Below are 13,784 nucleotides of genomic sequence, written 5' to 3'. Positions count from 1 at the left end.
GCCTTTCTCTAGTGGGCATGCAGGGTGAGCTCCGCGGGGAGGTAGGGACTCTCCCTGTCACACCGCTGGTCTCATTGCCAGGCCCGTGGAGGCATGCGGCAAGAGACCTCCGCCTGACGGTGTTACACCGCCACCGTCAGGGGTTCGCCGATCCGACTGAAGTGTTCGAATCGATCGGCCAGACGCTGTTGGGGGTCCTGTCTGATGAGAGCGAGCAGTGCCGTGTGGAGGGCCGTACCGACGCGTTCACAGAATTGCACCGGTTCGTCCGTGGCATCGGGGAACTCGGGTATCACCGTGTGCACGACACCGCCGGCGAGTAGATCTTCCGCCCGAATATGCTGTGCGGCAGCCATTTCGGGCGCATGGTCGACGTCGCGATGGATGATCGCGCTCGCCCCTTCCGGTGGCAGCGGCGAGAGCCACCCGTGTTGGGCGGCGAGAACTCGGTCCGCCGGGAGCAGAGCAAGCGCCCCTCCCCCGGTGCCCTGGCCGAGCAGCAACGACACCGTGGGTGTTCTCAACGCTACGAGTTCGGCCAGGCATCGGGCGATCTCGCCGGCGAGTCCGCCTTCCTCCGCTTCCTTCGACAGGGCCGCGCCGGCGGTGTCGATGACTGTGACCAGCGGGAGGTCGAGCTCTTGCGCCAGGCGGATGCCGCGGCGTGCCTCACGCAGTGCCGCCGGACCGAGGGGGCGTTGTGCGGTCTGCCCGTTTCGGTCCTGGCCGAGTAGAACGCAGGGGACATCACCGAAGCGGACCAGCGCGAGGGTCAGGCCGGGATCCTTCTCTCCCTGTCCGGTGCCGTTCAGGGGCAGTACGTCGGCGGCGGCGTTGAACAGTAGTTCGCGGACTCCGGGGCGGCCGGTGCGCCGAGAGGCGAGCACTGATTCCCACGCGGGGGTCTCGGGCAGCGTGATGGGCGCGGCGTCGGATGTGCGTTCGTCGTCGGTCGGACGTGAGGTCGTGATTCGTAAGGCACGGTCAAGGATTTCGGCGAGTTGCTCCGGCGGGCGGACGGCGTCGACCAGTCCGTGTGCTTGGAGGTTCTCCGCCGTCTGCACGCCAGGTGGGAATGGGGCACCGTACAACGCTTCGTAAACCCGGGGGCCGAGGAAGCCGACGAGCGCACCCGGCTCGGCGACCGTGACATGTCCGAGTGACCCCCATGACGCGAACACCCCTCCAGTGGTGGGGTTTCGGAGATACACCAGGTACGGAAGATGGGCCGCTTTGTGGGCGGTCACGGCGGCGGTGATCTTGACCATCTGCAGGAATGCGGTGGTTCCTTCCTGCATACGTGTTCCGCCCGAGACCGGTAAGGCGATCAGTGGCAGCTTCGCTGCGGTGGCCCACTCGATCGCGGTGACGAGTCGGCGGCCGGCGGCCACCCCAATCGATCCCGCGAGAAATCCGAAATCGCAAACTAGGACCGCGACCCGGCGACCCCGCAGCAGAGCCGCTCCGGTCACGACGGATTCGTCCAACCCGGTCTTCTTACGTGCTGCCGCAAGTTCGTCGGCGTACGCGTCGTTCCTGGCGGGCTCGGTAATGTCGGTATCCCACGATTTCCACGAGTCACGATCGAAAACCAGGTCGATCAGTTCATGCGCGGTCAGGCGGGTCATCGGACCGCCTCCTGCAACCACTCGGACACGGTGTCGTTGTCGGCGCCGAGGACCGGCGGTGCGGTGTGCCGGGTGCGGGTGACCTCGGTGCCGTCCGGTTCGAAGAACCGCAGGGGCGGGCCCGGCAGCGTGATGTTGCCGAGTGTGCGGTGGTCGACGTCGATCAGCAGTCCCTGCGACTTGGTCTGCTCCCATTCGTAGACTTCGGAGATCGTCCGGACGCGTCCGGCGGGCACCCCGATGCGGTCGAGTTCGATGAGAAGTTCGTCGCTGGTGTACGCGCCGAATACGTCCTCGACCAGTTCCAGGACCTGCTTGTGGTTCTCGACGCGTTCGGGATTCGTGGCCATTCCGGGGGTGTCCGGATCGAGGTGGAAGCCCGCGCAGAACCGCTTCCACAGTCCTTCGCTGCCGACGGAGATCTGGACGGCGCCGTCGGCGGTGCGGAACAGCCCGTAGGGCGAGATCGAGGGATGGTGGTTGCCCTGCGCCTCGCCGACCTCGCCGGCGACGGTCCACTTCGTCCCCTGGAAGGCGTGCACGCCGACGACGCTGGCCAGCAACGACGTTCGCACGACGCGGCCCCGTCCGGTGCGCTCACGTTCCTGCAGGGCGGCGACGACGCCGAACGCCCCGTACATGCCGGCGAGCAGGTCCGCGATGGGCACGCCGACGCGCTGGACGTCGTCGGGATTGGGGCCGGTCAGCGACATCAGTCCGGCCTCGCCCTGCGCGATCTGGTCGTACCCCGCGCGTCCGCCTTCGGGTCCGTCGTGACCGAATCCGCTGATGGACAGGACGACCAGGCGCGGGTTCAGCTCCGCGAGCCGTTCGGTGGTGAATCCCAGGCGGTCGAGGACGCCGGTGCGGAAGTTCTCCATGAGGACGTCGGCGCGCCGGACGAGGGCTTCGAGGGTGGCCCGGCCGTCGTCGGCCTTGAGGTCGAGGGTGATCGACTTCTTGTTCCGATTCGCGGACAGGAAGTACGTCGATTCCCGCTCGGCGTCAGCAGGGTTCACGAAGGGCGGCCCCCATCCGCGGGTGTCGTCGCCGCCGTGCGGGGTCTCGATCTTGATGACGACGGCGCCGAGATCGCCGAGCATCATCGCCGCGTGCGGGCCGGCGAGTGCGCGGGTCAGATCGACGACGACGATCCCGTCGAGGGCCCCGTCGGCCTGTGTGGTCGTGGGCTGTGCAGTGGAAATCATGAAGAGCCTGGCTTCCTGGCGATGCGCCGCCGACCGATTTGGATCAGTGGCTGATTGGACTAGCCACTAGTAGAGCAGTGGTCGCCGCCACTGTCAAGCAATGCTGTGATCGCTATTACGGATCGACGCCGTTGCCCGAATAAGGGGAGGGCTACTCTGAGGGCAGCACAGCACTGGAATGGAGAGTGGGTGGCCTAGTGACTGAGCAACTGCGCCCCGTGACACGACCCCGCCTGTACGAGGTCATCGTCGAACAACTCTGCTCACACATCGCCGACAACGCGATGGTGCCCGGCGACCGCCTCCCCGCCGAGCGCGAACTGGCCGCGAAACTCGGCGTCAGCCGGGCATCGCTGAGCCAGGCCCTCGTCGCCCTGGAAGTCCAGGGCGTGCTGTCGGTCCGGCACGGCGACGGCGCCGTGCTCGTCCGCAGACCAACCGAGGAACGCGTTATCAAGGCCCTGAGGGAACACGCGGACCGCCTCCCCGACATCATCGAGGCCCGCGAGGCACTCGAGGTGAAACTCGCCGGCCTGGCCGCCGAGCGTCGCACCGACACGGAGATGGCGGCGATCGATTCCGCGATCTCGACGATGGAGTCGGAGATCGCCGTCGGCGATCGGGGCGTGGTCGGTGACGAGATGTTCCACGAGGCCATCACGACCGCCGCGCACTCGTCTCTGCTCGCGAAGCTCATGCACGAGATCTCCGAGCTCGTCCGCGAGACCCGGATCGAGTCGCTGTCGCAGACCGAACGGCCGCGGGCGTCGCTCGAGGGTCACAAGAAGATCGCCGACGCGGTCCGCCGGCAGGATTCCGTCGCCGCCGCGCGAGCCATGGCCGCGCACATCCGGATGGTTTCCGACGTCGCGCTACTACGCGAGATCAGCTGAGCCGGTTCGATACTCGTTCGTCGAGCTCGGCCCGATCGGCGCACGGCGAGCCCGGGAGCGGATACGCCGGAGAGGATGGTGCCATGCCGAACTCGCACGAGGAACGAATCCGCACCTCCTTCACCCAGCAGGCACCGACAATCGAAGATTCGCGGCTCAACACCGCCTTCACCGCGAGCGTTCCCTGGTTACTGGACCACCTGACACCCGAAGCGGACGACGTCGTTCTGGACGTGGCCGGAGGGACCGGCATCGTCAGCCGGGCCCTGGCGCCGCGTGTCACCCGGATCGTCGCGGTCGACAGCACGCCGGCGATGATCGCCGAAGGCCGACGCCGCGCCGCCATCGAGGAGCTGACGAACCTCGACTTCGTGCGCGGGACGGCGGAGGCACTGCCGTTCGCGCCCGCCACATTCACCCTAGTTTTCGCGCGGTTCGCGCTGCACCATCTGACCGAACCGAAACGGGCGGTGGTCGAGATGGCACGCGTGTGTCGTCCGAGCGGGCGGGTTGCGGTGATGGACCTGGCAGCCTCGGCCGACCCGAGCACTGCCGAACGGCAGGATCGATTGGAAAGACTGCGTGATCCCTCGCACGTGCGCATGCTGCAACGAGGCGTAGTCCCGGGATGGCTATGCGAGCAGGGCCTCATCGTCGACCGCGTTGCCGAGCGAGAGATCGATCGCCCGGTGCAAACGTGGCTAGAGCAGGCAGTAACGGAGGAATCGGCGGCGGCCCGAATTCGCGAGAGATTCGAGGCAGAGCTTGACGGTGGCGCGGAAACCGGGATGCGCCCGCACCGCGGCACAGATGGTGTGTCGCTGTGGTTCCACCAGCTGTGGGAAATCACGGTGGCACGCACATGCCCTGCCGTCGGCTGAACACGACTAACAGCGAGCGCGGCTGTCCAGCGCGAGTGCTGCGATTCCTCATCCGGGCCATCCGAGAATTCTTTGAGCCAACTGCCTCCGACGACCACCATGCCCAGGCCCAGCGGCCTCTAAGGGCGCGGCTGGCAGCCAGCAGTACAGGCGACTGCATTCCGACTGCCAGCACCGCCGACGCCACTGCGGCCGGTGCCGGCGTCATAATCGGTCGGCGACCGAGACGGTCCGACAACGGGCCGCCGATCAACGTGATCGGAACCAATCCGACCACCTACGAGAACAGCAATCCATTGCCCGCGATCAACGAAACACCCTCTACAAGATGATATTCCACCAGAAGTTTGTGAACGCATTGCGCCCCACCGCAAACATGCCGATCGCCACGCGCCACCACCGTGCCGACACGTCGGCACCGCCCCACAATGGAGCCGCGGCGACTGCACTATCGGCGTAGGGCCGACCGAACGCCGGCGCGGACCGATACACACTCGCGTACGGTCATAATCATCCCCCTGCCAAATGATGAACTTCACGCATATGGACCCCCAGCAGCTGATCGAACTCGTTGGCGCGGCCCTGCTCGACCAACGCCAGCAAGGCCGTGTGATCGGTGAGAATCCGCTCGAGCTGAGCAGGATCGCGTTCGACCGAGGTCGCTGTCATGCGACGTTGCCGGTCGCGCAAGCCCGCATAGAACGCGGACAGCAGAGGGTTGGCGCCGTAGCGGACGACGACGCCGTGGAAATCGGCGTCCTCGGCGCTGAACGCCACGTGATCACCTGTCGCGGCGAGCGTGCGTTGCCGCTCGAGGCTCTCGGCCATCTCGGCCGCAGCCTCGGCGCACTGCGGAGCGTTCGAGCAAAAGGCTCGCAGGCTGCCGGTCTCGACGGAGTTGGCGCGCCAGCAACAGGTGTTCGGCTTCACCTGCCACGACGGGGACGACCAGCGCACCGCGCTTGGGATACAGCCTCATCCACCCCTCCGCCTCGAGCCGCAGGAACGCTTCACGCACCGGAGTGCGGCTGGTTCCGATACGGGATGCAACCTCCCCTTTACTGATCAGGTCACCGCCGGGAAGTTCTCCGGTGACGATGAGCTCCTTGACCGTTGCGTAGGCCACTCCTGCCGCCGACTTCTGCTTAGCCACGACTAGTATCGTGGCATAGATACAAGTCGTGTTCCAGGCTGGCCGTGCTGCGTGCAGACAGGAACAGGCCGCTGTCGCACTCAACATTCTGGTGGAGTTCCGTGCCGTTCTATTTGGGGTGGGCAACAGTCCGGCAGAAGGTGGGGACTCTGCTGATGGTTGACGAGGCGGATGTCATGGACGCGCTCTCCATTCGGCCCGCCGTCAACCCACGTGGTCCCACAACAGCGACGGTGAGCAGCTCACACAACAAGGGCACGTTCACGGTCAACCCTCCAGGCCGAAACGAGACCGGAACCGGCGCTCCAGCGACGAGTCGTGTGGTGCGCCGACCCCTCGGTACATGGTCGGGGCGCCGCACCCCGGACATGGTGAGGTTTCGTGGAGCGGACTGAGGTGGTCCGGCACGGACGCTCGGGCGCGACTGATTGCCGGCACCGATTTGCGATCGGTGCCGATCTGCCCCGGTTCCTGGCCAACCCTCGAGTCTGGTGGTGGGCCGTTGACGGGGGTGGTCCGCGGTAAAAGGTCCGCCGGCCCGGGCTTCCTCATGTCCGTTGACACGGTCGTCGGCGGATTGGCAGGTGCGCGGCGGCTTGTTTCTCTTTGCGGGGTCAGACCCCTCGGCAGTCCTGACCGATTGGCTCGGCCGCGTGAGCGACTGTGCCGCCGATTGAGCGACCTGGGCACTGGATCGGAGGCGTCGAGGATCGCCTCAACGAACGCGTTCAACGGCGTCAGAGCCATCCCGGCAGCACGAATATGGCCCAGGCCACGAGCGGCCCGACAAGTGTGACGAGAGCGCTGTATTTCAGGATCTGCTTGTAGAAGCGGTCGCGGTCAACGTCCTGGGCATTGGCCAGCACGAGGGCGCCGTTGGTCGAGAACGGACTGACGTCGACGATGGTAGAGGAGACACTCAGTGCCACGATCACCCCGACCGCGCCGATGTTGCCTGACAGCAGGAATGGGACCGCGAGTGGAATCGTCGCACCAAGGATCGCCGTGGAGGAAGCGAACGCGGAGACGATGGCGCCGATGTAGCAGAGCAGCAACGCAACGAGCAGCGGCAGTCCGAGGCTTGCGACTGCGTCGCCGACGTACTCAACGGTTCCGGCCTCCTGCAATACGCCGACGAACGTGAGCACGCCGCCGATCAGCAGCACCGTCGACCAACTGATCTGTGCAATCGCACCCTTCTGTGCCTTCGGGGATGCGAGGGCGAGCACTACCGCGACGGTCATCGAGATGAACCCGACATCGAGGTCGAGGACGAGCGAGAAGAGTGCCAGGGCGCCGAGGCCGATGAGCGTGAGGATCTGTTCGAAGGTGACGGCGCGGACTGCGGTGGCCAAGGGCGGGCTGCTCTCCGCGGTGACCGTCTGGACAGGCGCCTTTGTTGTGGTCGCTCCATGTCCCCGCATGGGGGTCGGTGCGGCGCTCGCTCCGCCGACAGCGCCGTCGTCGTTGCGGTCTTCGTCGTGCACGCTTCGTCCGAGAAGATTACGGCCGCCGAGGAAGACGAACAGCAACACTCCGATCGCTGCATTGAAGAACAAGCTGCCGAGGAACAAGGCCAGCGGGCTACTGACGAGGCCGGCTTTCGACGCGATGTTGTTGACGGTGACGCCATAGATGCTGATCGGAGAGAAGCCGCCGGCCTGCGCCCCGTGAATGACCATCATGCCCATCAGAAGAGCGTTGATCTTGTACCGCGCGGCGAAGCCCAGCGCGATCGGCGCGATGATCGCGACCGCGGCGGGCCCGAGCGCCCCGATTGAGGTGAGCACCCCGGTGATCCCGAACATCACCCACGGAATCAGAGCGACCCGGCCACCGACCAACCGGACGGCACCACGTACCAGTAGATCCACGGTGCCGTTGTTCTGCGCGATCGCGAACAGGTAGGTGATGCCTACAAGAGTCAGGAACAACTCGGCGGGAAATCCCCCGATGATGTCGTCACTGCTCATACCGACGGCGAGCGTTCCGACGAAAAAGGCTGCCACGAACCCCAGCGCGCCCATGTTTACGGGCAGCAATGTCGCTGCCACGAACATGACGGCGAGCGCCAGGATCGGGATTAGTTCGGTCGACATCGGGGTCTCCGGTTTCGCTTTGATTGATGGGATAGCGGGTAGCGGGGTAGCGATGCCGCGAGGACCCTTCCCAGTGACTCGGTGGCGTAGTGGCCTAGCCAGTAAGTCGATCAAAGCAGTGAGTGGCATCACTGTCAAGGGTTGTTGTGCGTGAGCGCATACCTGCTACTGCGCGTCGGATTGATCGCGAACCCCGAGGGTGTGACTGGTGTCGCGTACTGATGGCCATGTGGTGGCGGGCGTCGGCCAGAGTCCAAACCCTGGGCGCCGTAGACCGACCCTGCCGCGTGTGGGCGCGACGTAGCCGCACTCAAGGTATCGCGGGTCCCGCGGTGGGGGCTCGGCGTGCGGCGATGAGTTTGACCGCCGGCTTCGGGCTCGGCGGCGGGGTGGCGGGCGTGCGGTGGTGTTCGGCTGCGGCTGCGGCTGCGGCATGGCGATGGTCGCGGTCCTGCAGGAGATCCGACGGATTGCCGGACCGGAGGAACTCGCGGTGGTAGCCAAACGGTTCCCGAGGGTGGTGACCGCACCCGGGTCGGTGGCTGCGTTGACCGCGCTGGTCTTGGTGGCGCTCGAATCGACTGCACATCTTCCCGATCCGCGGGTGTCGTAACGGGTTGCATTTCCGGTGTGGTGATGCCGGCGGGTGGGGCAGGCATCCACGCGCCGGCATCGTCGGGTCAGGAGCAGCGTTGCACCCGAACAGCTTCCGGGGACGCGATCTTGAATCTGTTGAGCCACTTCTGCCGCTTGCGTTCTGTCGGCGAGAGTCCTCCCCAGATGCCGTGAGGCTCTTCTGTTCCGACCGCGTAGTCGCGACACTGACTCAGAACCGGACAGTCGTGGCAGATCGCCTTCGCTGCCTGCTCATCGGATGAGTTCTCCGGGGTGTCGAAGAAGAGATTCGCGTCGAAGTAGCGGCAGCGGGCGTGCTGCCGCCACTCCCACTCGTCCAGTGAGCGGGCAGGAGCCGAGAGGATCTGTTCGGAGAGCATGGTCCGTTCTTTTCGGGCGTGTCGACTGTTATCGGTGGTGGCCGGCTCGAGATCCCGTCGAAGCACAGTGCCTGGGTGAAGGTCCGACCGAGAGGTACACAGACCTCCACCCAGGTGTTTGGAGACCTGGGTGGAGGCCGGGTTCGAGGACGGTCTCCACCCAGGAGTTCAGGGATGTCGTTCACGATGTGGTGCGCTGATCACAGACGCTATGGGGTCGGGCTTGGGCCGGTTCGAGTTCGTGGTGAGCGCGATTGCCGTTCCGGAACGGCGATCTGCGGGAATGCGATCACTCCGGGCCTGTCGCAGAACTCTCACAGATGACCGTTTCGGAGAATGCGGCAAGGCTTCGGCGCGCCTCCCGTTCCGGTCAGAGGATGAGGACCAGACGGCCGCGGACACCGCCGGCTTCCATGCGGCGGTGCGCTTCAGGGGCCGCGGCGGCGGGGTACTCGGCGGCGACCCGCATCGTGAGTTCTCCTCTCTCGGCGTGCACACGGAGGCCGTCGAGCTTGTCTTGCTCGTAGACGTATTCCGGTACAAAGACCTCGTGAATGGTGATGCCCGGATGCTCGCCCAGGGGGCCGACACCGGGCATGTCGGACCCGCGGCCCATGACGAGCTGTCCGCCCGGGCGGATCGCCGGAAGGATTTCCCGCCCCAGGAGCGCCCCGTCCATGAGGCTGGAGACGCCTCCGGGGACGGCGTCGAGGATGCGTCCGGCCACGCCCGCACCGCGCGCAACGATGCGATCGGCGCCCAGGGACCGCACCAGCTCCTCGTCGGCGGGAGCCGCGTCGGCCACCACGTGCAGGCCGGCAGCCTTGGCCAGCTGAATGGTGTAGCCGCCCACCGCGCCGGCGGCACCGGTGACGGCCATCCAGTCCCCGGCGGCCGGCGAGAGGAGATCCATGGCCTGCTGCACGGTCAACCCGTTGCAGGGGATGGTGGCGGCTTCGGCGTGGCTGCTTCCGGCCGGCGCGAGCGCCACCTGCCGCGGGTCCAAGACCAGGTGCTGCGCGTACGCGCCCCCGGACGCCATGTAGGGCACGACGAATGCCATCACCCGGTCCCCGATCCTCAGAGCAGTCTCGGTCTTCGGCCCGATCTCGTCGACGACGCCCGCGGCCTCGTTGCCCGGGCTGAACGGCGGGACGAGACGGCCCGCGAACAGCGCCGCCGCCGCCCCCTTGCGGACCACTGCGTCGGACGGGTTCACCGTTGCGGCGTGTACGCGCACCCGAATCTGGCCGGGGCCCGCGTGCGGGTCGGGGACGTCCATCCACCGCAGAACCTCGGGACCGCCGAATTCCGTCACCACGACTGCCTTCATACCGCTCCCATCACGTTGTGAGCGCGGGAATGCACTTCCGCGCGCCGTGGTACCTTTTCAGCCTGTTGGTATATGATGGATACTACTCCGGTGACTAGTGAACCCGGCGTGCACCGGCACGAGAGCAGCAAGAAGGCCGCGCCCGCCCCCCTCCCGGAGAGCTCCTCAAAGCAGGCGGTGCCCGCGCACTGGAATGACGAGGGGCGGATGGCGCTCGTGCGCGGCATCCTGGCCCGGATCGGCGACAAGTGGAGCGTGACAATCATCTGCTCGCTCGGGCAGCGACCTCGCCGGTTCAACGAGCTGCGACGCGACGTCGCCGGAATCACGCAGCGGCAGCTGACTTCCACCCTCAGGGCGTTGGAACGCGACGGCATCGTCTCCCGCACGGTCCTCCCCTCAACGCCCCCGGCCGTCGAGTACGCACTCACCGATGTCGGCCAGGACCTCGAGCGCGTCGTGTACACCCTCGCCGCATGGGCCGACGACCATGCCGACACCATCCGAACGGCCCGCGTTCAATACGACAGCCAGGCCGACACCTGACACCACAGCCCACGTCGCCCCATGCCACACGCCCGCCGTCACATCCTTGTCGGTCGCCTTCTACACCGATCAGGTGACCGTCACCGAACTGGCCGCAGATCGGAGCATGCGGGGCCCGGATCACGAGGTCTTGCGCTACGAGGGCGTAGTCCGAATCGGTCCACCAATCCTCAGGGGAAAGGGTCTGTGCGAGCGAGATCTCTCCCGACGTCCTGGCGGCAGACCTTGCGGAGATCTCGGTCCGGAGGTCCGCATCCTTCGAGGCGATCTCGAGATCGAGCGCCTTCAGGAGAACGCTGTGGCCCTCAAATGCTCGCAGCCGCATTTTAATCCAGTGGATTTCGGCATCCCAGACCGCGACGGGCGCGAAGCGAGACAGGCGAAACCACCCGGCCTTGAGCTCGCGATTCAGGACGCGCGGGACATTGAAGTTGAACTACGCCGTGCCCCCTGCGGCGGCGACGTAGGGGGCACATACGAGTCCTGTGGGGTCCTTGGCCAGGTCGACTCCGATCAACACTACATCGCCCGGCGCGAGGCCTTCGGCGAGGGTGGCCAGGAAGATTCGGGCCCTCGGCCGCGCGTCAGTTCGCCGAGTGGGGATCCGGGAACAACGTCCTACGCCGTGGCACCCGAGGTGATCGCCGAGCTCGGCGACGCCAGGTCGCTGGGCTGTCCGGCTGGTCGATGTCGGCCGATGTTCCAGGTGCGGGTGAGCATTCAAGACGCGGGCGACCGACCACTGTCGGGGGGCGAGGTCTGTTCGAACCCGCTCGCGCAGATTCTCGAGCTCCGGACACGCCGTTTGGCCGGACCGAACGGTCTCGGGTGGCTCGAACTTGCGCGATGCCAAGCCGACTGGGTCGTTGGAGGTCTTTGTGTCCGAAAATTCCTGCGGTGTCGCCGCACTGAACATGACTGTGGCACCGATCTGCCCACCTGAGGTCCACTCATCCAGCGTTGGGCTGCGTAGCGGGGGGTGAGTGTTGAAAGTCACTCTGAAGTTAAGCGGAGCGCATGTTCATATTACCCGGGTTGTCGTACGGTCGAGATGTGCCCATGTCAAAGAGTCGAGCTGTGAAGCGGCAGGCGCGCTCGGATGCGGTGCGGAACCGATCGGCGATCATCGAGGCAGCCGCGGCCGAGTTCACCACGCGGGGGCGCAGTGCGGACGTGCGCGACATCGCGGCACGCGCCGGTGTGGCGATTGGCACCCTGTACCGCCATTTCCCAACCAAGGATGACCTTCTCGAGATGGTCATGCAGGACCTGTTCTCTGCATGGCAGAACGCCGGCTTGTCGAGTTGGGTGAATCATGCGGACCCGTGGACGGCCATGACCGGGTTCATCGACGACGCCGTGCGCCGCCAGGCCACCCATGTGGCCTTGACCGAGCGGCTGGCCCGACCCTTCAGCGAACGTCAGCTCGATGAATGCGCCACTCGCGTTGCCGCCGTTGCCGAACAACTCGTGGCCCGTTGCCATGCCGCCGCGGTGTTGCGCGAAGGGGTCACCGGCGAGGACATTATTCAACTCATCATCTGCCTTGCCTCGCTCGCTGATCACAGCGAGATCGGTCGGGTAGAACCTCGAGCCGACATTCCAGCCACCAGGCCCGGTACGGACCTGCGACAACGCACTACGACGCCGTGGGTCCGCCAACTGCAAATCGGGGTCGACGGGCTTCGTCCCGTCCACGGTGCCCTCGCACCTCCGTGAGCCCCATACGTCACACCAACCGACTCGTCCCGCGCTATACCCGCTTTCACGAATCCAGCAGAAGAGGAAAACAGTGGTAAAGCTCTCCATCGTCGAGCAGGTAACAGTCCCCGCAGACGGCAACGCGTTCGACGCATTCGATGAAGCCCTGATCACCACGAAACATGCAGAAGCTCAAGGGTTCCACCGCATGTGGTTCGCCGAACACCACGCTATCGGCTCGGTCGCTTCCCACGCACCGGAAATACTCATGGCCGTCATCGCACGCGAGACCGAGCGCATCCGCATCGGGTCCGGAGCGATCCTACTGAACCACTACAGCCCCCTTAAAGTTGCCGAACTGTTCTACCAGTTGGAGGTCGTAGCGCCCGGACGGTTCGACATAGGCCTGGGCCGAGCCACCGCCGGCCCACTCGTGGACGCGGCGCTCAAACGCGACCGCGAATCCCGGCTCACTGATGACTTCTACCAGCAAGTTCAAGAAGCGCTCGCGTTCCTACGCAGAGACTTCCCAGCCGATCATCCATTCAACCAGATCCAACTGATGCCCACCGTCACCCCCCGTCCCGACCCATGGATCCTCGGTTCGTCCGGCAGCAGCGCGAACCTGGCCGCCGCGCTGGGAATTGGATACTCCTTCGCCGGATTCATCAACCCACCCGGGGCGGTCCGCGCGTTGCAGTCCTATCGCCGGGCGTTCACTCCGACCCAGTACGGCGAACAGGTCCCGCAGGCAATGCTCGGCGTGAGCGTGTTCGCCGCCGACACCGATGCGGAAGCCCACAAGATGACCTGGCCCACCCGCGCCGTCTACGCCAGCCTGGGCCGCACCAGCCCCGGACAGATCGTCGTCCCCTCGATCGACGAGGCCTCCCGCACCCTCACCACCAGTCAAAAGGATGCGCCATCCCGGATCGTCGACGGAATCTGGCCTCAGCAACTGGCCGGGCGCCCGGAAACCATCCGCAGCCAACTAACACAGATGATCGAACAAACCGGTGCTACGGAAATCATGGTGCAAAGCATCAACCCCGATCAAGAAGCCCGACGCTACTCCCACGCCCTGATCGCCGAAGCCTTCGGCCTGCGAACCAACGGGCACAAGGCGGCGATGGGCGCAGTCTGAGGCGAATACGGCATACCCAGGTCCAACTCACCCGCCACCTGATTGATCGCTGCACACTGCCCGCATTCGACTCATCGGGCCCAGCGAGATGGCCACGCGGTCGACGAACACCACCACAACTGGAACCGGAGCGAGCAGGAGTTTGGTCAGCCGTTCACGAAATATTCATGGGCCTTACTCGATTGCACTACCCAGTGTCGCCG

Annotated in this window: 11 protein-coding genes and 2 pseudogenes; 6 read left to right on the top strand and 7 right to left on the bottom strand. The window is 65.7% G+C overall.

Translation table 11 applies throughout. The features are described 5' to 3' along the window. Positions 1 to 122 precede the first annotated feature (122 nt). A complete protein-coding gene (locus CJ177_RS09070) occupies positions 123 to 1,628 on the bottom strand; it encodes a carboxyl transferase domain-containing protein (protein WP_095867594.1) in 1,506 nt (501 codons plus the stop codon). Next, a complete protein-coding gene (locus CJ177_RS09065; protein ID WP_095867593.1) occupies positions 1,625 to 2,836 on the bottom strand; it encodes a CaiB/BaiF CoA-transferase family protein in 1,212 nt (403 codons plus the stop codon). Before CJ177_RS09065 ends, CJ177_RS09070 begins: the two co-directional genes overlap by 4 nt. Before the next feature lie 197 nt (positions 2,837 to 3,033). Between CJ177_RS09065 and CJ177_RS09060 the strand changes: the two genes are divergently transcribed. Together CJ177_RS09060 and CJ177_RS09055 are read left to right on the top strand one after the other, a co-directional pair. Further along, positions 3,034 to 3,729 (top strand): FadR/GntR family transcriptional regulator, encoded by a 696-nt coding sequence (locus CJ177_RS09060; RefSeq protein ID WP_095867592.1) that lies wholly within the window; start codon positions 3,034 to 3,036, stop codon positions 3,727 to 3,729. Positions 3,730 to 3,812: 83 nt separating this feature from the next. Next, positions 3,813 to 4,610 (top strand): class I SAM-dependent methyltransferase, encoded by a 798-nt coding sequence (locus tag CJ177_RS09055; RefSeq protein ID WP_095867591.1) that lies wholly within the window; start codon positions 3,813 to 3,815, stop codon positions 4,608 to 4,610. Positions 4,611 to 5,120: 510 nt separating this feature from the next. On the opposite strand, the pseudogene CJ177_RS09050 reads toward CJ177_RS09055, so the two are convergent. Together CJ177_RS09050 and CJ177_RS09045 are read right to left on the bottom strand one after the other, a co-directional pair. Continuing rightward, positions 5,121 to 5,763, bottom strand: a pseudogene (locus tag CJ177_RS09050) (GntR family transcriptional regulator). 737 nt (positions 5,764 to 6,500) lie between these two features. After that, positions 6,501 to 7,862: an SLC13 family permease gene (locus CJ177_RS09045; protein WP_095867590.1), complete on the bottom strand. Its 1,362-nt coding sequence runs from the start codon at positions 7,860 to 7,862 to the stop codon at positions 6,501 to 6,503. A gap of 433 nt (positions 7,863 to 8,295) precedes the next feature. Here CJ177_RS09045 and CJ177_RS47320 point away from each other — a divergent pair, with 433 nt between their 5' ends. Further along, a complete protein-coding gene (locus tag CJ177_RS47320) occupies positions 8,296 to 8,475 on the top strand; it encodes a hypothetical protein (RefSeq protein WP_179443180.1) in 180 nt (59 codons plus the stop codon). A 67-nt stretch (positions 8,476 to 8,542) separates the two neighbouring features. On the opposite strand, the gene CJ177_RS09035 is transcribed toward CJ177_RS47320, so the two are convergent. Both CJ177_RS09035 and CJ177_RS09030 read right to left on the bottom strand, forming a co-directional pair. Beyond that, entirely contained in the window at positions 8,543 to 8,857 is a 315-nt protein-coding gene (locus CJ177_RS09035; protein ID WP_095867588.1) for a WhiB family transcriptional regulator, read from the bottom strand. Between the two features lie 370 nt (positions 8,858 to 9,227). Beyond that, on the bottom strand, positions 9,228 to 10,190 hold the full coding sequence (locus tag CJ177_RS09030; RefSeq protein ID WP_095867587.1) for an NADP-dependent oxidoreductase: 963 nt from the start codon (positions 10,188 to 10,190) through the stop codon (positions 9,228 to 9,230). A 90-nt stretch (positions 10,191 to 10,280) separates the two neighbouring features. On the opposite strand from CJ177_RS09030, the gene CJ177_RS09025 reads away from it, so the two are divergent. Then, on the top strand, positions 10,281 to 10,736 hold the full coding sequence (locus CJ177_RS09025; protein WP_257014445.1) for a helix-turn-helix domain-containing protein: 456 nt from the start codon (positions 10,281 to 10,283) through the stop codon (positions 10,734 to 10,736). On the opposite strand, the pseudogene CJ177_RS49335 reads toward CJ177_RS09025, so the two are convergent. Further along, positions 10,618 to 11,160 (bottom strand): annotated as a pseudogene (locus tag CJ177_RS49335) (L-histidine N(alpha)-methyltransferase); the annotation flags it as partial. The gene CJ177_RS09025 and the pseudogene CJ177_RS49335 overlap by 119 nt on opposite strands. A 653-nt stretch (positions 11,161 to 11,813) precedes the next feature. Here CJ177_RS49335 and CJ177_RS09015 point away from each other — a divergent pair. Together CJ177_RS09015 and CJ177_RS09010 are read left to right on the top strand one after the other, a co-directional pair. Continuing rightward, positions 11,814 to 12,455 (top strand): TetR/AcrR family transcriptional regulator, encoded by a 642-nt coding sequence (locus CJ177_RS09015; protein ID WP_179443179.1) that lies wholly within the window; start codon positions 11,814 to 11,816, stop codon positions 12,453 to 12,455. Between the two features lie 73 nt (positions 12,456 to 12,528). Next, positions 12,529 to 13,581, top strand: a complete 1,053-nt coding sequence (locus CJ177_RS09010; RefSeq protein ID WP_061700096.1) for an MsnO8 family LLM class oxidoreductase — start codon at positions 12,529 to 12,531, stop codon at positions 13,579 to 13,581. Positions 13,582 to 13,784: the final 203 nt, after the last annotated feature.

The sequence above is a fragment of the Rhodococcus sp. ACPA1 genome, assembly GCF_002300195.1.
Taxonomy (GTDB): domain Bacteria; phylum Actinomycetota; class Actinomycetes; order Mycobacteriales; family Mycobacteriaceae; genus Rhodococcus_F; species Rhodococcus_F opacus.
Note: the sequence above shows the minus strand (reverse complement) of the source record. Positions and strands in the feature narration are given on the sequence as shown.

Coding starts and splice junctions, on each gene's coding strand:
- CJ177_RS09070 (WP_095867594.1), bottom strand. CDS start 1,628: ATGACCCGCCTGACCGCGCATGAACTGATCGACCTGGTTTTCGATCGT.
- CJ177_RS09065 (WP_095867593.1), bottom strand. CDS start 2,836: ATGATTTCCACTGCACAGCCCACGACCACACAGGCCGACGGGGCCCTC.
- CJ177_RS09055 (WP_095867591.1), top strand. CDS start 3,813: ATGCCGAACTCGCACGAGGAACGAATCCGCACCTCCTTCACCCAGCAG.
- CJ177_RS09045 (WP_095867590.1), bottom strand. CDS start 7,862: ATGTCGACCGAACTAATCCCGATCCTGGCGCTCGCCGTCATGTTCGTG.
- CJ177_RS47320 (WP_179443180.1), top strand. CDS start 8,296: ATGGCGATGGTCGCGGTCCTGCAGGAGATCCGACGGATTGCCGGACCG.
- CJ177_RS09035 (WP_095867588.1), bottom strand. CDS start 8,857: ATGCTCTCCGAACAGATCCTCTCGGCTCCTGCCCGCTCACTGGACGAG.
- CJ177_RS09030 (WP_095867587.1), bottom strand. CDS start 10,190: ATGAAGGCAGTCGTGGTGACGGAATTCGGCGGTCCCGAGGTTCTGCGG.